At 66.4% G+C, this 20,160-nt stretch carries 20 protein-coding genes; 7 read left to right on the top strand and 13 right to left on the bottom strand.

What is annotated here, in order from left to right:
- The first annotated feature begins 4 nt into the window (after positions 1-4).
- Together pcaB and pcaCD are read left to right on the top strand one after the other, a co-directional pair.
- On the top strand, positions 5-1,408 hold the full coding sequence (gene pcaB, locus ABWW33_RS00810; protein ID WP_353397801.1) for a 3-carboxy-cis,cis-muconate cycloisomerase: 1,404 nt from the start codon (positions 5-7) through the stop codon (positions 1,406-1,408).
- Positions 1,405-2,667 (top strand): bifunctional 4-carboxymuconolactone decarboxylase/3-oxoadipate enol-lactonase PcaCD, encoded by a 1,263-nt coding sequence (pcaCD, locus tag ABWW33_RS00805; RefSeq protein ID WP_353397798.1) that lies wholly within the window; start codon positions 1,405-1,407, stop codon positions 2,665-2,667. Before pcaB ends, pcaCD begins: the two co-directional genes overlap by 4 nt.
- Positions 2,668-2,690: 23 nt before the next feature.
- Here pcaCD and ABWW33_RS00800 read toward each other — a convergent pair whose 3' ends face one another.
- The 3 genes from ABWW33_RS00800 to ABWW33_RS00790 are packed head-to-tail and all read right to left on the bottom strand — an operon-like array spanning position 2,691 to position 5,892.
- On the bottom strand, positions 2,691-3,875 hold the full coding sequence (locus ABWW33_RS00800; protein WP_353397795.1) for an ABC transporter substrate-binding protein: 1,185 nt from the start codon (positions 3,873-3,875) through the stop codon (positions 2,691-2,693).
- A gap of 23 nt (positions 3,876-3,898) precedes the next feature.
- Positions 3,899-4,864, bottom strand: coding sequence for a PDR/VanB family oxidoreductase (locus ABWW33_RS00795; protein WP_353397792.1), 966 nt, complete (start codon positions 4,862-4,864; stop codon positions 3,899-3,901).
- Complete coding sequence (locus tag ABWW33_RS00790; RefSeq protein ID WP_353397790.1) at positions 4,861-5,892, bottom strand: aromatic ring-hydroxylating dioxygenase subunit alpha; 1,032 nt, start codon at positions 5,890-5,892, stop codon at positions 4,861-4,863. The genes ABWW33_RS00795 and ABWW33_RS00790 overlap by 4 nt, the downstream gene beginning before the upstream one ends.
- A 127-nt stretch (positions 5,893-6,019) precedes the next feature.
- Between ABWW33_RS00790 and ABWW33_RS00785 the strand changes: the two genes are divergently transcribed.
- Both ABWW33_RS00785 and ABWW33_RS00780 read left to right on the top strand, forming a co-directional pair.
- Positions 6,020-6,514, top strand: a complete 495-nt coding sequence (locus tag ABWW33_RS00785) for a MarR family winged helix-turn-helix transcriptional regulator (RefSeq protein ID WP_176650294.1) — start codon at positions 6,020-6,022, stop codon at positions 6,512-6,514.
- Positions 6,515-6,624: 110 nt separating this feature from the next.
- On the top strand, positions 6,625-7,086 hold the full coding sequence (locus ABWW33_RS00780) for a cache domain-containing protein (RefSeq protein WP_353397786.1): 462 nt from the start codon (positions 6,625-6,627) through the stop codon (positions 7,084-7,086).
- Positions 7,087-7,131: 45 nt separating this feature from the next.
- Here the strand turns inward: ABWW33_RS00780 and ABWW33_RS00775 are convergent, their stop codons facing one another.
- From ABWW33_RS00775 to ABWW33_RS00745, 7 genes are all read right to left on the bottom strand, one after another.
- Positions 7,132-7,833 (bottom strand): ABC transporter ATP-binding protein, encoded by a 702-nt coding sequence (locus tag ABWW33_RS00775; protein ID WP_176650292.1) that lies wholly within the window; start codon positions 7,831-7,833, stop codon positions 7,132-7,134.
- Positions 7,826-8,584: an ABC transporter ATP-binding protein gene (locus ABWW33_RS00770; protein WP_176650291.1), complete on the bottom strand. Its 759-nt coding sequence runs from the start codon at positions 8,582-8,584 to the stop codon at positions 7,826-7,828. Before ABWW33_RS00770 ends, ABWW33_RS00775 begins: the two co-directional genes overlap by 8 nt.
- Positions 8,581-9,552 carry a branched-chain amino acid ABC transporter permease gene (locus tag ABWW33_RS00765; RefSeq protein ID WP_353399189.1) on the bottom strand — a complete coding sequence of 324 codons (972 nt, stop codon included), beginning with the start codon at positions 9,550-9,552 and terminating at the stop codon, positions 8,581-8,583. The genes ABWW33_RS00770 and ABWW33_RS00765 overlap by 4 nt, the downstream gene beginning before the upstream one ends.
- A gap of 59 nt (positions 9,553-9,611) precedes the next feature.
- Positions 9,612-10,478, bottom strand: a complete 867-nt coding sequence (locus ABWW33_RS00760) for a branched-chain amino acid ABC transporter permease (protein WP_353397782.1) — start codon at positions 10,476-10,478, stop codon at positions 9,612-9,614.
- A gap of 68 nt (positions 10,479-10,546) precedes the next feature.
- Positions 10,547-11,749 (bottom strand): 3-oxoadipyl-CoA thiolase, encoded by a 1,203-nt coding sequence (gene pcaF / locus ABWW33_RS00755; protein ID WP_176650288.1) that lies wholly within the window; start codon positions 11,747-11,749, stop codon positions 10,547-10,549.
- 11 nt (positions 11,750-11,760) lie between these two features.
- Positions 11,761-12,405 (bottom strand): CoA transferase subunit B, encoded by a 645-nt coding sequence (locus tag ABWW33_RS00750; protein ID WP_176650287.1) that lies wholly within the window; start codon positions 12,403-12,405, stop codon positions 11,761-11,763.
- Positions 12,402-13,067, bottom strand: coding sequence for a 3-oxoacid CoA-transferase subunit A (locus ABWW33_RS00745; protein WP_353397777.1), 666 nt, complete (start codon positions 13,065-13,067; stop codon positions 12,402-12,404). The genes ABWW33_RS00750 and ABWW33_RS00745 overlap by 4 nt, the downstream gene beginning before the upstream one ends.
- Before the next feature lie 135 nt (positions 13,068-13,202).
- Here ABWW33_RS00745 and ABWW33_RS00740 point away from each other — a divergent pair, with 135 nt between their 5' ends.
- The gene (locus ABWW33_RS00740; protein ID WP_116988973.1) at positions 13,203-14,042 is read left to right on the top strand and encodes an IclR family transcriptional regulator domain-containing protein; all 840 of its coding nucleotides are present in this window, start codon (positions 13,203-13,205) and stop codon (positions 14,040-14,042) included.
- Here the strand turns inward: ABWW33_RS00740 and ABWW33_RS00735 are convergent.
- Positions 14,039-15,130, bottom strand: a complete 1,092-nt coding sequence (locus ABWW33_RS00735; RefSeq protein ID WP_353397774.1) for a porin — start codon at positions 15,128-15,130, stop codon at positions 14,039-14,041. The genes ABWW33_RS00740 and ABWW33_RS00735 overlap by 4 nt on opposite strands.
- A gap of 206 nt (positions 15,131-15,336) precedes the next feature.
- Between ABWW33_RS00735 and ABWW33_RS00730 the strand changes: the two genes are divergently transcribed.
- On the top strand, positions 15,337-16,512 hold the full coding sequence (locus ABWW33_RS00730) for an ABC transporter substrate-binding protein (RefSeq protein ID WP_353397772.1): 1,176 nt from the start codon (positions 15,337-15,339) through the stop codon (positions 16,510-16,512).
- A gap of 18 nt (positions 16,513-16,530) precedes the next feature.
- Here the strand turns inward: ABWW33_RS00730 and ABWW33_RS00725 are convergent, their stop codons facing one another.
- A complete protein-coding gene (locus ABWW33_RS00725) occupies positions 16,531-17,319 on the bottom strand; it encodes a cyclase family protein (protein ID WP_353397769.1) in 789 nt (262 codons plus the stop codon).
- A 140-nt stretch (positions 17,320-17,459) separates the two neighbouring features.
- Complete coding sequence (locus tag ABWW33_RS00720) at positions 17,460-18,392, bottom strand: LysR family transcriptional regulator (protein ID WP_353397767.1); 933 nt, start codon at positions 18,390-18,392, stop codon at positions 17,460-17,462.
- Positions 18,393-18,516: 124 nt separating this feature from the next.
- Between ABWW33_RS00720 and ABWW33_RS00715 the strand changes: the two genes are divergently transcribed.
- Positions 18,517-20,157: a DUF1302 domain-containing protein gene (locus ABWW33_RS00715; RefSeq protein WP_353397764.1), complete on the top strand. Its 1,641-nt coding sequence runs from the start codon at positions 18,517-18,519 to the stop codon at positions 20,155-20,157.
- The last annotated feature ends 3 nt before the right edge of the window (positions 20,158-20,160 follow it).

The raw sequence follows: 20,160 nt of genomic DNA, 5'->3' as shown, positions 1-20,160 counted from the left end.
TCTCTTGAGCGTATCGATTTTCGACAATTTCCTCACCACGCCGGACATGATCGCCGTCTTCGACGACGCGGCGATCGTGCAGGCCATGCTGCGCTTTGAGCAGGCGCTGGCCCAGGCCCAGGCCGAGCAAGGCATGCTGCCGCCGGAAACGGCGCGCGCCATCGCCGGCGTCTGCAACGCGCAACTGTACGACATCCCCGCCATCGTCAGCGCCGGCCGCCGCGCCGGCAGCCTGGCGATACCGCTGGTGCGCGAGCTGACGCGTACCGTGGCGCTGTACGATGCCGAGGCGGCCGCCCGCGTCCACTGGGGCAGCACCAGCCAGGACGTGATCGACACCGCCATGGTGCTGGCCACGCGCGACGCGCTGCAACTGCTGGACGACGGCCTGCACGACCTGACCGGCCATCTGCTGCAACTGGCGGAGCGGCATGCGGAGACGCCGGTGCTGGCGCGCACGCTGATGCAGCCGGCGCAGGTGAGCAGCTTCGGCTTCAAGGCGGCAGGCTGGCTGGCGCCGCTGGTGCGTGCCCGCGCGCGCCTGCGCGAGTGCGCCGCCCGCGCGCTGCAGCTGCAGCTGGGCGGCGCGGTCGGCACGCTGGCCGTGATGGGAGAACAAGGCGCGGCCGTGGCGGCGCTGGTGGCCGCCGATCTGGGCCTGAAAGTGGCGGACGCCGCCTGGCACACGCAGCGCGACGAGTGGGTGCGCCTGGGCCTGGAGGTGGCGGTGCTGACCGGCAGCCTGGGCAAGATCGCCACCGACATCAGCCTGATGGCGCAAGGCGAGATCGCCGAACTGGCGGAACCGTCCGGCCAGGGCCGCGGCGGATCTTCCGCCATGCCGCACAAGCGCAACCCGGTGTCGGCCATGATCGCGCTGGCCGCCGCCACCCGCACGCCGCAGCACGCGGCCGCGCTGCTGGCCAGCATGGGGCAGCAGCATGAGCGCGGCCTGGGCAACTGGCAGGCCGAACTGGCTGAATGGCCAGGCCTGTTCCTCAGCGCGCACGGCGCGCTGCAAGCGTTGAACGACGCCTTCGCCGGCCTGCAGGTCGACCCCGTGCGCATGCTGCGCAACATCGACGCCTTGCAGGGACTGGTGTTTGCCGAGGCGGCATCGGCCTGGCTGGCGGCGGTCATCGGACGGCCGGCGGCCCACAGCCTGCTGGAAAAAATGAGCGCCGAAGCGCTGGCCGGCGGACGCCATCTGGCCGACGTGCTGGCCGAGGCGATACGGGCCGACGACAAGCTGCGCGGCCAGGTCGACCTGGCCGCGCTGGCATCGCTGTTCGACCCGGCCACCGCCGCCGAGCCGGCACGGCGCCTGGCGCGGCAGCAGCTGCAAGGCCTGCGCCGGGACATCGCCGCATTGAACGACCACCCTTTCCATCACAGGACGACAGCATGAGCTTTGATCCCATCGACCACGACTTCGAACGCGGGCTGAATAACCGCCGCGCCATCCTCGGCGACGCCTGGGTGGAAAAATCGCTGGCAAATTCCAACAGCTTCAACGCCGAGTTCCAGAACCTGATCACGCGCTTTGCCTGGAACGAGATCTGGGGCCGTCCGGGCCTGGAGCAGAAGACCCGGCGCGCCATGGTCCTGGCCACCACCATTGCGCTGGGACGCTGGGAGGAATTCGAACTGCACGTGCGCGCCGCGCTGCTGGGCGATGCGTCGAACCGCCTGTCGCCGGACGAACTGAAGGAAGTGCTGATACAGTCGGCGATCTACGCCGGCGTCCCGGCGGCCAACACCGCCTTCGCCCATGCGATGGCGATCTTGCGTGAGGTCGGGCCGCAGATCGGCTATGCGCTGGAACCGGCGGCGCCGGCCGCCGCCAGCCATCCCGGCGTCGGCCGCGAAGGCCGCAGCGCCGGCCAGCCCGCCCTGCACTACACCGTGCGCGAACCGCGCAACGGCAAGGCGCCGCGCCACACAGTGGTGCTGAGCCACGCCCTCGGCTGCGACCTGACGATGTGGGACAGCCTGGCCAACCAGCTGGCCGCCGACTGCCGCGTGATCGCCTACGACCATCGCGGCCACGGAAGCTCGGCGGCGCCGCAAGGCATGTACAGCATGGCCGACCTGGCAGACGACGCGGCAGCCCTGCTGCGCGAGCTCGATACCGGCCCGGTCGTGTGGGTGGGCCTGTCGATGGGTGGCATGGCCGGCCAGGAGCTGGCGCTGCGTCATCCGTCGCTGGTGCGCGCCCTGGTGCTGGGCAACACCACCTCCCGCTATCCGGAGGCCGCGCGCGAAGCCTGGCAGCAGCGCATCGTCACCGTGCGCGAGCAAGGCATCGAGGCGATCGCCGACGCCGTGATGGGCCGCTACTTCCACGATGGTTTCCGCGCCGAGCATGCGGCCACAGTGGCACGTTTCCGCCGCCGCCTGCTCGCCACCGACACCACGGGCTATATGGGCTGCTGCAACGCGGTCGGGGCGATCGACACGACGGAACGGCTGTGCGCCATCGCGGTGCCGACGCTGGTGATCGCCGGTGAACTGGACCAGGGCACGCCGGTCAGCATGGCGCAGACCGTGCAACAGGCCATCCCCGGCGCCGCGCTGATCGTGCTGCCCAATGCCTCGCACCTGGGCGCGGTCGAACAGCCGGAGCCGTTCGCGGCGGCCGTCGCCGGCTTCATCGCCGGCTTGTAGACGGGCCGTCGTCCCGCCTGGTGCTATACGCCCGGATCGCGCACCTTGTCGACCTGGTCGAACTCGATGTTGTAGAAGGAGCCGGCGGAGGCTTCGGCCTTGCGGATGTACACGGTCTGCACGATGTCGCGGCTGGCGGCGTCGATGCTGACCGGGCCGCGCACGCTGGTCCAGGCCATGCCCTTCATCGCCGCCAGCAGCTTGTCGCCGTCGCTGTCGCCATTGGTCTGCTTCAGCGCCTGGTACAGCAGGTGCATGCCGTCGTAGGCGCCGACCGAATGAAAGTTGGGCCGCATGCCGGGATTCGCCTTGACGAAAGCTTCCACATACGCCTTGTTCTCGGCCGATGGATGGGCCGCCGAATAGTGATGGCTGCTGACGACACCAGCGGCGGCCGGGCCGATGCTGGCCATCAGGTCGTCATCGAGCACGTCGCCGGTGCAGATCAGCCGTATGCCGGCGGCAGCCAGCCCGCGCTCGGTGAACTGCTTGAGCACAGCGGCGCCCTCGCCCGACGGCACGAACACGAACAGCGCATCCGGCTTCAAATCCTTGACCCGCGCCAGGAATGGCGCGTAGTCCGGGTTGCGCAGCGGCGCGCGCAGGCTGTCGAGCATCTTGCCGCCGCCTTCGAGCAAGCCCTTGGCGAACACCTTTTCCGCGTCCAGCCCCGGCCCGTAATCGCTGACCAGGCTGACCGCGCTTTTGATCTTGTTTTTGGCGGCCCACTGCGCCATCGGCGCCGTCACCTGCGCCAGCGTGAAGCCGGTGCGCACGATGTACGGAGAGCGCTGCGGAACCGCCGACGCGGCGGCGGCCATCACGATCATCGGCACCTTGGCCTGGGTGGCGACCGGCGCGGCGGCGAAGGCCAGCGGCGTCAGGCCGAAGCCGGCCAGCACCTGCACCTTGTCGCGCGCCACCAGTTCCTGCGCCAGCCGCTTGGTCACGTCCGGCGACACGCCGCCGTCGTCCTTGAGGATGATCTCGACCGGACGGCCGGCGACGCTGGCGCCGTGCTGCCGCAGGTACAGCCGCACCGCCGCCTCGATCTGGCGTCCGGTGGAGGCGAACGGGCCGGACATCGGCACGACCAGGCCGACCTTCAGCGGCTCGGCGGCGGCGGCGATGGACGGCAGCACTCCTGCCGACACGGCGGCGGCGCCCAGCAGCAGCTGGCGGCGTTGGTGGTTGATGGGGTCTCTCATGGTGTCTCCTCGTTTTAGTTGATTTATAAGTCCAGCAACAGCGTGGCGGTTTTGGAACGCGAACAACATGGGGTGAACTGGTCGTTGGCGGCCTGCTCCGCCTCGTCCAGGTACAGGTCTCGATGGTCCGGCACGCCGTCCAGCACGCGCGTCAGGCAGGTGCCGCACACGCCCTGCTCGCAGGACGCGGGTATGAACACGCCGGCGTCGTTCAGCACGCGCAGCACCGTGCTGTCGGCCGGGATGGCATACACCTTGCCGCTGGAAGCCAGCTTCACCTCGAACGGCTGGTCGCCTTCCGTGGCCGGCGCGGCGGCGGCGCCGAAGTATTCGAGGTGCAGCTGGTCCTGCGGCCAGTCATGCGCCTTGGCCGTGGCCTTCACATGGTCGATGAAGCCGGCCGGACCGCACAGATAGATGTGCGTCTGGCGGTCCAGCCGCGCCAGCAGCGCCGGCAGGTCCAGCTTCTGCGCGGCGTCGCCGCTGTCGTAGTGGAAGTGCACCTGCGGCGCGAACGGCGCCGCGGCGATGCGCTGGCGGAACGCGGTACGCTCGGGCGAGCGCGCGCAGTAGTGCATCTCGAACGCCGCGCCCTGCGCCGACAGCGCTTCCGCCATCGCCAGGATGGGCGTGACGCCGATGCCGCCGGCCAGCAGCAGGCTGCGTTGGGAGTCCGCCAGCGGGAAGTGGTTCTTCGGCGCGCTGATGCGCAGCGTGGCGCCGGCCTGCACTTCCTCATGCATGGCCTTCGAGCCTCCGCGCGACGATGGGTCGCGCAGCACGCCGATCAGGTAGCGGTGACGCTCGTGCGGCGGATTGCAGAGCGAGTACTGCCGCACCAGGCCGGAGCCGAGATGGACGTCGATATGCGCGCCGGCCTCGAAAGCCGGCAGCGCCGCGCCGTCGGAACTGACCAGCTCATAGCTGCAAATGTCCTCGGCCTCCTGCTGCTTGCGCTCGACCCGGACCTGCAGGAGATCGGTACTCATACGGCCCGCTCCTTCTCCAGCCACTGGTCCAGCACGCGGCGCGACTGCACGCCGCCGGCATCGATATTCAGCATCAGCAGCTTGCGTTCGGGATGGCGCAGGATGTTGGCCTGCTGTAGCTCCAGCATCGCCCGGTCCTCGCCGAAGATCTTGCCCTGGCCTTCGCGGATGGTGTCGGTCAGCTCCTTGTCGTCGGGCTTGAAGTTGCGCGCCATGCCCCAGAAGTACCAGTGCGACGTCTCGCTTTCCGGCGTGATGAAATCGACCACGATGCTGGAAGCCTTGTGTTCCGGCGCCGCGTCGTAGCCGCCCTTGCCCGCATGCGCCACGCCGACCTCGATCATCACGTGGCTGGGCGCCGTGAAGCGGCAGATCTGCCAGCGGTCCACCGGCACGTCGTCCGCCAGGCCGTTGCCGCGCAGGGCCGCGCGCCAGAACGGCGGCGCCATGATGTTTTCCATGTAGCGGCTGGTGATCACTTCTTCGCCCTCGACCCGGGTGCTGACCGGCGCCTCGTCGATCTCCTTCTGGCCGATGCTCGACGCGTGCACATAGGTCTCGTGCGTCAGGTCCATCAGGTTGTCGATCATCAGGCGGTATTCGCAGTTGATGTGATACAGGCCGCCGCCGTAGGCCCAGGCTGGATTGTCCGCCCATTCCAGATGATGGATCAGCGCCGGATCGGCCAGTTCGCGCTCGCCGGTCCAGACCCAGATAAAGCCGTAGCGCTCTTCCACCGGATAGCTGCGGATGCAGGGGAAGCCGCGCACGCGCTGGCCCGGCATGCTGATCACCTTGCCGTCGCAGCCCATCTCCAGGCCGTGGTAACCGCACACCAGCTGGCCGTCCCGCACGAAGCCCAGCGACAGCGGCGCGCCGCGGTGCGGGCAGAAATCCTCCACCGCCGCCACCTTGCCCTCCGCGCCGCGATAAAACACGATCTTCTCGCCGCAGATCTGGCGTCCCAGCGGCTTGCCGTCGATTTCGTCCGGGGTGCAGGCCACGTACCAGGTATTTTTAGGGTACATCTCGTCTCCTCGTTCCGTTTTAGATTAATATTCAGTGCACTGAATGTTGTAAAGTATAGCCCTGAAACCGGCAAAGTAAACACCCGGTACGAATTCTTTTTTACACCGCGCACGCGGAGACCACGCCATGCCTGAAACAGAGAGCCAATTGACCAATCTGTACGAACACCCGGGCCACTTGCTGCGCCGGGCGCAGCAAATCTCGGTGTCGATTTTTTACGACGAAATGGGCGACGAGCTGACCCCGGTGCAGTACGCGATGCTGCGCAATCTGGAAAGCCACGCCGGCATCGACCAGGTATCGCTGTCGGCCATCAGCGGCATCGATACCTCCACCGGCGCCACCGTCTGCGGGCGGCTGGAAGAAAAGGGACTGCTGAACCGCACCGTCATTCCGACCAACCGCCGCCAGCGCGCCCTGACCATCACCGCTGCAGGCGAACAGCTGCTGGCCGATCTGATTCCAGGATCGCAGCGCTTGAGGCGCCGTCTGCTGGCCCCGCTCAGCGGCCCGGAGCAGCTGAAATTCATGGAGCTGCTGACCAAGCTGGTGCAGGAAAACAACGAACAAAGCCGCGCGCCGCTGAGCAAGGCCGTGCCCGCCGCGCGCGAGGAAAGCTGAAAAACATAGTGTTCGACTACCGCACAATAGTGTTTTAATCGCACAGCCTTGAGGTATCATGGTCTGCCGCCCGGCATCCGGGTGCGCCCATGACTACAACAGGAGACCTTATGAAACGCTACGCCATCGCCGGCCTGACCGCCATGCTGCTTGTCCCCACCCTGCCCGCGTTCGCGCAAAACGCCGCCAAGACCGCCGCCATCGAGCTCGCGGACAAGGCGGCGGCCAACATCCAGAAAAAAGGCGTCGACGAAGCCTGCAAGGAGTTCGCCGATCCCAAGCAAGGCTATATCCAGGGCGAGGTGTATGTCGTGGTGCAGGACATGCAATGCAAGATGGTCTGCCATCCCCTGCTGCCGAAAATGAACGGCAAGGACATGACCGAGCTGAAAGACTCCAACGGCAAATACTTCACCCAGGAGATGAGGAAGGTCGCCCAGTCCGGCAAACCGGGCTGGGTGGACTATGTGTGGCCAAATCCTACGTCCAAGGCGCTTGAACCCAAGTCCGCCTTCGTGCGCAAGGTGGACGACAAATACATGGTCAGCGTCGGCATCTACGACAAAAAATAGTAAGCCGATGGCGGCATGCCGGATGCCGCCATCAGCACAAAAGCCTCAGGCCACGGCGACCAGGCGATCCAGCTTGTCGCCGTCGGCCAGCAGGCTGGCGCTGTCCGAGTCGTGGACGATGCGGCCGCGATCGAGCACGATGGCGCGCTGGGTCAGCGACAACGCCAGCCGCGCATGCTGCTCGACCACGATCACCGACATGCCCTCCTCCTGCACCAGCCGGCGTATCACCCGCACCAGCTCCTGCACGATGATGGGGGCGAGGCCTTCCATCGGCTCGTCCAGCAGCAGGATGCGCGGGTTGGTCATCAGCGCGCGCGCAATCGCCACCATCTGCTGCTCGCCGCCGGACAACTGGTTGCCCATGTTGGCGCGGCGTTCGGCCAGGCGCGGGAAGATCTCGTACACCTTTTGCAGATTCCAGCGGCCCGGACGCGCCACCACCGTCAGGTGTTCCTCCACCGTCAGCGACGGGAACATATGCCGCTCCTGCGGCACCCAGCCCAGGCCCGCGCGCGCGCGCCGGTGCGTGGGCATGCGCGCGATGTCGCCGCCGGCCCAGCGGATGCCGCCGCCGTGCAGCCGTGTCAATCCCATCAGCGTCACCAGCAGGCTGGTTTTGCCGACGCCGTTGCGGCCCAGCAGCGCCAGGCTGTCGCCCTCGTTCAGCGTGAACGATACTTCTTCAAGCACGATGGACTCGCCGTAACCGGCGGTGACTTTATCGAGCGCCAGCAGTTCACCCATGTTCGGCCTCCCCCAGATAGACTTCCTTGACGCGCGGATCGGCCGCGATCTCCGCCGGCGTGCCCTCGGTCAGCACTTTGCCGCCCACCATCACCGTGATACGGTCGGCGAAGCGGAACACCAGTCCCATATCGTGTTCGATGAACAGCACCGTCACATCGCGCGGCAATTGCGCCAGCACCTCGAACAGCTCCTTGCTCTCCGCCTGCGGGATGCCGGCGGCCGGCTCGTCCAGCAGCAGGATGCGCGGCCTGGTGGCCAGCGCCAGCGCGATTTCCACCAGCCGCTGCTTACCGTAGGCCATGCTGCGCGTGACGCTGTTGGCCTGGTCGGTCAGCTTGAGCGTGGCCAGCAAGGCCATCGCCTCGTCGATCACGTCGGCATGTTTGGCGACCGTCTTGTACCAGACCGATTGCAGGCCGCGCCGCTCGCAGATCGCCAGCGCCACCGATTCCAGCACCGTCATGCCGGCGAACAGCGTGTTGAGCTGGAAGGTGCGCGTCATGCCGCGCCCCACCCGCTGGTGCTGCGGCAGGTGCGTGATGTCCTCGCCGCCCAGGTAGACCTTGCCGCTGCTGGGCATGAAGCCGCCCGTCAGCAGATTGATGAAGGTGGTCTTGCCGGCGCCGTTGGGACCGATCAGCGCGTGGCGCGCACCGGGTTCGAAGGTCAGGCTGACGTCGCTGTTGGCGACGAACGGCCCCCAGCGCTTGGTCAGGCCTTCCGTGCGCAGTGTAATGTCCTGGCTCATGCCTGCTCCTTCCGTTTGAAACGCGATGCCATTTTTTCCAGCCCGCCCAGGATGCCGCCGCGCGCGAACAGCACGATCACCATCAGCAGCAGGCCGATATAAAACTGCCAGTAGGCCGGATTGAGTCCGGCGATATAGTCCTGCGCCAGCATGAACACGGCGGCGCCGACCAGCGCGCCGTACAGGCGGCCGGTCCCGCCCAGCACCAGCATGATCAGCAGTTCGGCCGAACGCGGGAAGCCCAGCGAGTCCAGTCCCACGAACTGCGTGGTCTGCGCCAGCAGCGCGCCGGCCAGGCCGGCCACCGTGGCGGCAAGCGTGAACACGGCCACCAGCCGGCGGTTGACGTTGACGCCCAGCGCCGGCATGCGGCGCGCGCCCTCGCGGATGCCGATCAGGCTCAAGCCGAACGGCGACTTCACCACCCGGCGCAACACGACGAACACGATGAACAGCACGGCGAAGCTGTAGCAGTAGGCGACATTGCCGTTCAAATCGAACTCGAAGGCGCCGAACAATTTACCGACCATCATGCCGGACAAGCCATCCACGCCGCCGGTGAGGAAGGAAGCCTTGTTGGCCGCCTCGAACAGCATCAGGCCTATGCCCAGCGTGACCATCAGCCGCGTCAGGTCCTGTCCGCGCACCACCAGGAAGGACACGACGAAACCGAACAGGCCAGCCACCACGGCGCCGGCCAGCAGGCCGCTGAGCGGCTCGCTCCAGCCGTGCACCGACAGCAGCCCGGCGGTGTAGGCGCCGAGGCCGAAGAAAGCGGCGTGGCCCAGCGAGACGATGCCGGCGTAGCCCAGCATCAGGTCCAGCGACAAGGCGAACAGGCCGACGATCATGATCTGGCTGATCAGCACCAGATAGCCGGGGAAGGCGAAGTACGCAGCCACCGGCAGCAGCCAGAAGGCGATTTCCAGCGGCGACCAGCGGTCGTTGGGCAAACGGAGTGGGTTCATGCCAGGTGCCTGGTTGGTGGCGGCGTGCGCCGGTTTGACGGCGGCTTCGGCGAAGGCGTTCATGCTTTTCTCCTTATCAGGCCGGCCGGGAACAGGATCAGCAGCACCACCATCAAGCCGTAGATGACGAAGGCGCCCACCTGCGGCACGTAGTATTTGCCGGCCACGTCGAATACGCCCAGTATCAGCGCCGCCAGCAGCGGCCCCTTGATGGTGCCGGCGCCACCCACGGCGACCACCAGCAGGAAGTAAACCATGTATTTGACCGGGAAGGTGGGATCAAGGCCCAGCACGTCGATGCCAAGACCGCCGCCCAGGCCCGCCAGGCCGGAGCCCAGCGCGAAGGTCAGGCTGAACACCAGGCCGACATTGATGCCCAGGCCGGCGGACGCGGTCTGGTTGTCCACCGACGCGCGGATCTGCGCGCCGAAGCGCGTTCGTTCGATCAGCAGTCCCAGCGCCAGCGTGACCAGCACCACCACGCCGATCAGGAACAATCGATAGGCGCCCACTTCTAGCCCGAACAGCGGCACCTGGCCGCGCAGCCAGTCCGGCAGCGTCACCGGCTGCTGCGACGGCCCAAACAGCCAGGTCGCGCCGGCCACCGACATGAAGGTCAGGCCGATCGAGAACAGCACCTGGTCCAGGTGGCTGGCCCGGTACAGGCGGCGGTACAGCAGCCGCTCCAGCACCAGCCCGGCCGCGGCCGAGGCCAGGAAGGCCAGCGGCAGCGAGGCCAGGAACGGCACGCCCAGCCGCGCCAGCACGGTCACGCTGACATAGCCGCCCAGCATGGCAAAGGCGCCGTGGGCCAGGTTGATGAAGTTCATCATGCCCATCGTGACCGACAGGCCGACGCTGATGAGGAACAGCAGGCTGCCGTAGGCAATGCCGTCAAACAGCACGCCGGCGAAATTGGCTAGCATGTCGGCCTCCAGTCTTGATTTTGTTTTTTCATTTTTGTCTCCACCACTTCTCTACACACTACATTGAATCACACTCTTTCGATGATCATCGCAATGCCCTGCCCCACGCCTATGCACATGGTGCATAGCGCATAACGGCCGCCAGTGCGATGCAACTGGTAGGTCGCCGTGCTCACCAGGCGCGCGCCGCTCATGCCCAGCGGATGGCCCAGCGCGATGGCGCCGCCATTGGGATTGACGCGCGCATCGTCGTCCCGCAGGCCGAGCTGGCGCAGCACGGCCAGGCCCTGCGCGGCAAAGGCTTCGTTCAGTTCGATCACGTCCATCTGCTCCAGCGTCAGGCCGGTCTGGCGCAACAGCTTTTGCACCGCCGGCACCGGGCCTATGCCCATCACGCGCGGCGCCACGCCTGCCGTCGCCATGCCGACGATGCGCGCCAGCGGCTTCAGCCCGTGCCGTCCTGCCGCCTCGCCGCTGGCGATCAGCAGCGCGCAGGCGCCGTCGTTGATGCCGGAGGCGTTGCCGGCGGTGACGCTGCCGTCGGGCCGCACCACGCCTTTCAGCTTGGCCAGCGCCTCGATGGTGGTGGCGCGCGGATGCTCGTCCTGCGTGAACAGCAGCGGATCGCCTTTTTTCTGGGGCAGCGGCACCGGCACGATCTCGCGCTGGAAAATGCCCTCGGCGATGGCGACGGCGGTCTTGTTCTGGCTGGCCAGCGCGAACGCATCCTGGTCGGCGCGGCTGACGCCATAGTCCTGGGCGACGTTTTCCGCCGTCTCCGGCATGGTCTCGACGCCGTAGGCTTCCTTCAGCGCCTTGTTGATGAAGCGCCAGCCCATCGTGGTGTCCTGCAAGGACGCGCTGCGCGTGAACGCCGCATCGGCCTTGCCCATGACGAAAGGCGCGCGCGTCATCGACTCCACGCCGCCGGCGATCATCAGACAGGCGTCGCCGGCCTGGATCGCGCGGGCCGCCGTGCCGATGGCGTCCATGCCCGAACCGCACAAGCGGTTGACGGTGGAACCCGGCACCTCCTGCGGCAGCCCGGCCAGCAGCGCCGACATGCGCGCCACGTTGCGGTTGTCTTCGCCGGCCTGGTTGGCGCAGCCGTAGATCACGTCGTCCACCTGGTCCCATTGAACGCCGGGATTACGGCGCATCAGTTCGCGCAGCGGCACGGCGCCCAGGTCGTCGGCGCGCACGTCCTTCAGCGCGCCGCCGTAACGGCCGATCGGGGTGCGCACAGCATCGCAGATATATGCTTCGTTCATGTCGTCCTCTCCTATTTCAGCGGCAGCAAGGGCGCGCCGGTGGCGGCCTGCAGCTCTTCAAAAGTCAATCCCGGCGCCATCTCGCGCACCGCCAGGCCGGCCGGCGTCACGTCCAGCACGGCCAAGTCGGTATAGATGCGGTTGACGCAGGCCACGCCCGTCAGCGGATAGCTGCAACGGCTGACGATCTTGCTCTCGCCGCCCTTGGTCTGATGTTCCATCATGACGAACACCTGCTTGGCGCCGATCGCCAGGTCCATGGCGCCGCCGACCGCCGGTATCGCATCCGGCGCGCCGGTGTGCCAGTTGGCCAGGTCGCCGTTTTCCGCCACCTGGAAGGCGCCCAGCACGCACACGTCCAGGTGGCCGCCGCGCATCATGGCGAAGGAGTCGCCGTGGTGGAAGTAGGCGCCGCCCGTCAGCAGCGTGACCGGCTGCTTGCCGGCGTTGATCAGGTCTTCGTCTTCCTCGCCGGGCGCCGGCGCGGGGCCCATGCCCAGCAGGCCGTTCTCGCTGTGCAGGAACACTTCGCGCTCGGCCGGCAGATGATCGGCCACCTTGGTCGGCAAGCCTATGCCCAGGTTGACGTAGGCGCCTTCGGGTATGTCCTGCGCCACGCGGGCGGCCATCTGGTCGCGGGTATATTTGTTGGTCATGCCGCCTCCTTCACTACGCGCTGGACAAAGATGCCGGGGGTGATGATCGTTTCGGGATCGAGTTCGCCCAGCGCCACCACCTGCCGCACCTGGGCGATGGTGGTCTTGGCCGCCATCGCCATGATGGGGCCGAAGTTGCGCGCGGTCTTGCGGTACACCAGGTTGCCCCAACGGTCGCCTTGCAGCGCCTTGATCAGCGCGAAGTCGGCGTGGATGGGCGATTCCAGCACATAGTGGCGGCCGTCGATCAGGCGCGTCTCCTTGCCCTCCGCCAGCAGCGTGCCGTAGCCGGTCGGCGAAAAGAAACCGCCGATGCCGGCACCGGCGGCGCGGATGCGCTCGGCCAGGTTGCCCTGCGGAGTGAGCTCCAGTTCGATCTCGCCGGCGCGGTACAGCGCGTCGAAATGATGGGAGTCGGCCTGGCGCGGGAAGGAGCAGATGATCTTGCGCACCCGCCTGGCCTTGATCAGGGCTGCCAGCCCCGTTTCACCGTTGCCGGCGTTGTTGTTGACGATGGTCAGCCCGCGCGCGCCCTGCGCGATCAGCGCGTCGATCAGCGCGGACGGCATGCCGGCGTTGCCGAAGCCGCCGATCATGACCGTCGCGCCGTCGTGGATGTCAGCCACGGCGTGCTCCAGTGATGCAAATGTTTTGTCGATCATATGCCTGCCTTTTCTGTTCATTGTGCGATAATCGAACTAATGATTGATTACCGCACACTCAGTGTAGCAACGTAAGCTCGCCGCGGTCAACAAAAAAACACCTATCGAACCCGCCGGCTGCATTAAAATCACGCCATGTCCAAGACCACCAAACCCAAAACCAGCGTCGCCGAGGCCGAGCCGGAGCACGAACCGAGCATCTCCGAGCAGATCGACGCGCTGACCGATCCCAGTTTCATGACCTCGCTGGCGCGCGGCCTGGCCGTGGTGCGCGCCTTCAGCGATTCGCGCAAGCCGCAGACCATCGCCAACATCAGCCAGAAAACCGGCATTCCGCGCGCCGCCGTACGGCGCTGCCTGCACACGCTGCGCGAACTGGGCTACGTGGATGCGGAGTTGAACAATTTCTCGCTGCGCCCCAAGGTGCTGACGCTGGGCTATTCCTACCTGTCGTCGACGCCGCTGACGGTGTCGGCCCAACCCTATCTGAACAACATCAGCCGCGCGTTGAACGAATCGAGTTCGCTGGCGGTGCTGGATGACGACGAGGTGCTCTACGTGGCACGCGCCGCCACCTCGCGCGTGATGTCGGTGGCGTTGAACACCGGCAGCCGCCTGCCCGCCTACTGTACCTCGCTGGGCCGCGTGATGCTGGCGCACCTGCCCCCGGCGGAGCTGGACCAGTACCTGGCCCGCACCGCGCTGCGGCCGATGACGGAAAACACGGTGGTCAACCAGAAGCGGCTGCGCGAGATCCTGGCCGGCGTGCGCCAGGCCGGCTACGCCATCAACGACGAGGAACTGGAGTTGGGATTGCGTTCCATCGCCGTGCCGGTGCGCGGCGCGTCCGGCACGGTGCTGGCGGCGCTCAACGTGGGTGCGCAGGCGTCGCGCGTCAGCGTCAAGCAACTGGAAAAAGAGTTCCTGCCCGTGCTGCTGCGCGGCGCCCAGGAACTCTCGATACTGCTGCCTTAGAAGCTGTGGCGCAGGCCGGCCATGACACCGTTCTGCGTCATGCCCACACCCACGGTACCGCCGGCGTCCAGCGCCACCGCCGACGTGCCGGAGTTCTTCATGCGGCCCAATGCGCCATACACGGCGGTGCGCTTCGACAGGTAGTAGGTCAGGCGCGCGACCACCATGTCCACGTCCGAGCTGCTGTTCTTGGTGTCGCGGCGCGCCACCTGCACGTCCAGCGTGGACAACGGCGTCACCGGATAGCTCACACCCAGGAAATACAGATCCGATTCGGTCAGACCGGTGACCGCGCGCGTGGTGCGATCGACCACGCCGCCGCCGATCTTGGCCGCCCCCACCATCGCATAGGCGTTGACGGTGATGCGCTTGTCGCTGTTGTCGCTGCTGGTCAGGCCGCCGGCCGCGCCGACGTTGCCGTACATGATGTCGTAGGAAGTATTCAGGCCGAATTCCTTGGTCTCGTAGCCCACCATGCCGGTGACCTGGCGGCAGGCCTTGGCATTGCCGGCCACTTCGCCAGGGCAGCCGGTGGCGGCGGGACCGCCGGCGGCCGACGAATCGCGCCCGGTGCTGTAGGTGGCGCCGACCACGAAGTTGTTGAAGTTGCCCAGGTAGCCGATGGCGTTGTCGCTGCGCGCGTTCGGCAGATAGGGATCGATGCTGCCGATCGCGAACAGGTTGGGCCCCAGCACGTCCGCCTTGATCCCGGCGAGATAGGTCATATTGATCTGGCGGCCCAGCGTCACCGTGCCGAAAGCGCCCTTCAATCCCACCGAGGCCTGGCGGCCGAACAGGCGGTTGCCCTGGCCCATGTTGCCGGTGTCCATCGACAGCCCCATCTCCAGCGTGAACACCGCCTGCAAGCCGTCTCCCAGGTCCTCGTTGCCGCGGAAGCCCAGCCGCGAAGGGAAAGATCCCGTCAGCGACGGCATTTTGGTGATGCTGGCGCCGGCGGCGTTGGCGTTGGTCGTGCGGACCAGGCCAGTATCCACCAGGCCGTACACCGTGACACTGCTTTGCGCCATGGCGGCGGACGCGCTGACCCCGGCCAACAGCGCCGCGGCGCATCGGATTGCGTTCTTCATTCCAGTCTCCTGTTATGTGACAGTCGTTATTTTAAGATGTGCGATTATCGAACAATAGGTTGTTAATCGCACATAGATTGGATACTATGCATGAAGCGTTGCGCTGTCAACAAACGCCGCGTGGCAGAATTGAAGCCCGTCGTCGCCGACACACGCCGCGCCGGGCCATTCTTCATAGAGAAAACAGAAGCACACAGGAGACCAGCATGACGATGAAAAAATTTGTAGCAATTGCGACACTCGCCACCGCCGCGTGGTCGACGATGCCGCTTGCGCAAGCCGAGGACACCATCAAGGTCGGCGTGATCGCCGCCTTCTCCGGTCCCTTCGCCGATTACGGCAAGCAGATGGAGGGCGGCATCAAGGCGTGGATGGCGCAGAACGGCGCCACCGTCGCAGGCAAGAAGATCGAGATCATCTACAAGGACACCACCGGCCCCTCGCCCGAAATCGCCAAGCGGCTGGCGCAGGAACTGGTGGTGCGCGACAAGGTCGACTTCCTGGCCGGCTTCGGCCTGACGCCGGAGGCGCTGGCCGTCGCGCCCATCGCCGAGCAGGCGAAGAAGCCGATGATCGTCATGAACGCGGCGACGTCGATCATCACCACCAAGTCCAGCTACATCGCGCGTTTTTCGATGACGCTGCCGCAGATCTCCGCGCCGATGGCGACGTGGGCGGCAAAGAACGGCATCAAGAAAGTGGTGACACTGGTGGCGGACTACGGCCCCGGCATCGACGCCGAAGCGGCCTTCAAGAATGAGCTGGTCAAGGGCGGCGGCGCGGTGACGGAGGCGATCCGCGTCCCGCTGCGCAATCCGGAATTCGCGCCCTACATCCAGCGCATCAAGGACGCCAAGCCGGACGCGGTGTTCATCTTCGTGCCGGCGGGCGAGCAAGGCATCGCCTTCATGAAAGGCTACCGCGAGCGCGGGCTGGCCGAAGCCGGCATCAAGGTCATCGCCACCGGCGACCTGACCGACGACCACGTGCTGCCGGCCATGGGCGACGCCACGCTGGGCGTGATCACCACCTTCCACTATTCGGCGGCGCACAAGTCGCCGGAGAACGCGGCCTTCCTGAAGAGTTTTGCGAGCGCCAATCCCGGCGCCGGCCGTCCCAATTTCATGGCGGTGGCGGCGTATGACGGCATGGCGGCGATCTATGAAGTGACGCGCAAATTGAACGGCAAGATCGACGGCGACCAGGCCATGGCCATCCTGAAGAACCTCAAGCTGAACAGCCCGCGCGGACCGATCGCCATCGATCCGCAAACCCGCGACATCGTGCAGACGGTCTACGTGCGCAAGGTTGAAAAGATCGGCAATGAACTCTACAACGTCGAATTCGACCAGTTCGCCAACCAGAAAGACCCCGGCAAATAAGAAGCCGGGGTCCGCGCCCTACTCCTCGAAGATCGCCACCGCCCGCGTCCAGCCGGCGGAGGCGGCGCGGATCTTGTGCGGGAAGCAGCTGATGGTGAAGCCGGTCGGCGGCAGCGACTCCAGGTTGTGCATCTTCTCCAGGTGGCAGTAGCCGATGTCGCGGCCGGCCTTGTGGCCTTCCCAGATCAGGCCCACGTTGCCGGTTTCCTGGATCTTCTGCGCGGTGAAGCTGAACGGCGCGTCCCAGCTCCAGGCATCGGTGCCGGTCAGGCGCACGCCCCGTTCCAGCAGGTACATGGTGGCCTCGTAGCCCATGCCGCAGCCGGCGTTGACGTAGTCGGGATGGCCGTAGCGGCTGCCGGCGCGGGTGTTGACCACGACGATTTCCAGTGGCTGCAGGGTGTGGCCGATGCGCGCCAGTTCCGCCTCCACTTCCGCCGCGCTGACCACGTGGCCGTCCGGCAGATGGCGGAAGTCGAGCTTCACGCCCGGCTGGAAGCACCATTCCAGCGGCACCTCGTCGATCGTGATCGAGCGCTCCGCCTCGCCCAGCTTGCGGTTCATGGTCGAGTGAAAATGGTAGGGCGCGTCCAGATGGGTGCCGCTGTGCGTGGTCAGGCGCACCCACTCGGCGGCGGCGGCTTCGCCGTCCGGGAAATCGCCCGGCTTGGTGCCGGGCAGCAGATGCATGAATTCGCCCAGCGTCTCCTTGTGGCTCTGGTACTCGATCTTGGGCGCCAGCATGGGCGGATCGGACAGCACGTCATTTTCAAGATAGATCGACAGGTCGACGAAACGGCGCGGCATGGAGTTCCTTTCAGTGATTGGATGCCTATGCTAAGCGCCGCGAGCCGCCTTTGTACAATCACTTGTGTCGATCCCATCCATCCACCGCTTCGATACGATCGCCGCCCCGCGCTAGAGGCGGCCCCCGCCGCCGATCGGCGCTAGGTATTTCCGCCCAGGGCGGCGGCATCCATGCGCAGCACCGCCTGGTGCAGCAGTTCGCGCAGCCACACCAGGCCCGGGTCCTGGCTGCGGTATTTGTGCCACTGCATGACCTGTTCCATGCGCTTCATCGGCATCGGCATCGGCAGCAGCGCCAGCGGCAGGCCGCGGCTCACCACGCCCGCCAGCCGGCGGTGCACGGTGGCCACGCGCTCGGTGCCCACCACCAGGTAGGGCGCCCCCAGAAAGCTGAACGACGTCACCTCGACCCGACGCGTGATGCCGGTTCCCTCCATGAACAGGTACTCGAAGGTGCGGTCCATGCCGGGCGGCTGCATCACCACATGGCCGGCCGCCTTGTAGGCGTCCAGCGTCATCTCGCCGGCCGCCGCGTAGCGGCTGCCGTTCCACACCACGCAGCAGAACTGCTCCTCGAACAGCGGCTCGGTCGGATGATCGCGCGAACAGTAATCCTGCGGGATCACCAGCAGGTCGGCGTCGCCCTGCTCCAGTGTGCGCTGCGGCTGGCGCGTCTGCGGCAGCAGGTGGAAGCGCACCGTGCTCGATTGCTCCTGCGCCAGCGCCAGCAAGTGCGGCACCAGCACCGCCATCGAAAAGTCCGACACGAAGATGCGGAACTCGCGGTCCGACTGCGTCGGATCAAAGTGCGGCGTGGCCGTGATCGTCGTATTGACCCGCACCAGCACATCGCGCACCGCTTCCTGCAGCACCTCGGCGCGCGGCGTCAACTCCATGTGGCGCCCGACCTGCACCAGCAGCTCGTCGTCGAAATAGTCGCGCAGGCGCGCCAGCGAACTGCTGAGCGCCGACTGGCTCATGTGCAGCTGCTCGGCCGCGCGGCTGACGCTGCGCAGCGTGAACATGGCGTCCAGCGCCACCAGCAGATTCAAATCCAGCTTGTTGAAGCGCATGCGGTCTCCCTGTTTTTAATGTATCCATGGTATCGATACTTCGAATGCATACAATCAATTTTACACATATAGCCGGCATCGGCAAACTGGGCACTCCAAACAAAAAACAACGATGGAGACCCAGATGAACAAAACCCTGACCGTGCTGGCAGCCGCGCTGGCAGCCGGCGCCGGCCACGCCGCCGAAATCGAATTGGCCAATCCCGACTGGAGCATCCGCTTCGACAACACAGTCAAGGCCAGCGCGCTGTACCGCCAGCACGACGCCAATCCGCTGCTGGTCGACAGCACCCGCCAACTGGTGCCGGGCGTGCCGGCATCGGCCTTCCCGCAGGCGCTGAACTTCAACGCCGGCGACGACAACTTCCGCAACAAGGGCTGGGTCTCCAAGCGGGTCGACCTGCTGAGCGAATTCGACGCCGTCTACCGCAAGGACTTCGGCCTGCGCCTGAGCGGCGCCGCCTGGTACGACCAGGCCTACGGCGGCAGCACCGACGCCAGCGACACCCTGAACGGCCAGACGCCGTACAACGCCATGCCCGACGCCACCCGCAAGCTGGCCGGCCGCAAGGCCGAGGTGCTGGACGCCTTCATCTTCGGCGGCTGGGAACTGAGCCCGGGCCACAAGCTGAGCGTGCGCCTGGGCCAGCACGCGCTGGTGTACGGCGAGACGCTGTTCTTCGGCGATAACGGCATCGCCCGCGCGCAAGGGCCGATCGACGTGATGAAGCTGCAGTCCTCGCCCAACGCCCAGTTCAAGGAAATCATCCGGCCGGTGCCGCAGGTCTCCAGCCAGCTGCAACTGAGCCCGGACCTGAGCCTGGGCGCCTACTACCAGTTCCGCTGGGAGGCCGACCGCATGGCGCCGGCCGGCAGCTACTTCAACACCGCCAACAATATCTGGGGCGGCTCGACGCTGCCGGAGTTCATCAACGGCAGCGTGCTGCTGCCCGGCGCCGCGCAGCGCCCGTCCAACAGCGGCCAGTTCGGCGCCCAACTCAAATGGCGTCTCGACGAGACCGACCTCGGATTCTACGCCGCGCGCTACCACGACAAGGCCGGCCAGTTCTACTCGCAGCTGAATGTCACCAGCGCCGCCCCAGGCAGCTGGTACTACATCTTCCCGGAGGCGATCACCACCTGGGGCGTCAGCGCCACCCACGCGATCGGCAACAGCAGCCTGGCGCTGGAGGCATCGGTACGCAACAACATGCCGCTGACGAACCAGAACGTGGTCTATCCGAACGTGCAGCCCGCGCCGGCCTACGCCACCGGCCATACCGCGCACCTCAACCTGTCCTGGCTCAGCACCCTGAGCCCGAACTGGCTGGCGCGCGAATCGTCGCTGATCGGCGAGCTGGCCTGGAACCGCGCGCTGTCGCAGGACGATCCGTTCCACACCATGGACGGTCTGCGCACGCGCGACGCCACGGCGCTGCAAGTGATCTACACGCCGAGCTACCGCCAGGCGCTGCCCGGCCTGGACCTGAACGTGCCGCTCGGCCTGCGCTACGTCGTCGACGGCAATTCCTCGGTCACCGGCCTGGGTTGGGGCGCCAAGCATAGCGGCACCGCCACGCTGGGATTGGACGGCACCTACCAGGGCGTGTGGCAGTTCTCCATCAGCTACAACAAATACCTGGGCAAGGCCGAACCCTTCGTCAACTACCGCCCGCTGCTGACCAATGGCGCCCCGGTCTACAGCAGCGGCAACGCGCTGGCCGACCGCGATTACCTCGCGCTGTCGCTGCGCCGCACCTTCTAATAA

The organism is Duganella hordei (assembly GCF_040369125.1).
Taxonomy (GTDB): Bacteria; Pseudomonadota; Gammaproteobacteria; order Burkholderiales; family Burkholderiaceae_D; genus Rugamonas; species Rugamonas hordei.
The sequence above is the reverse complement of the archived record's forward strand: the minus strand, read 5'-3'. Positions and strand labels throughout refer to the sequence as shown.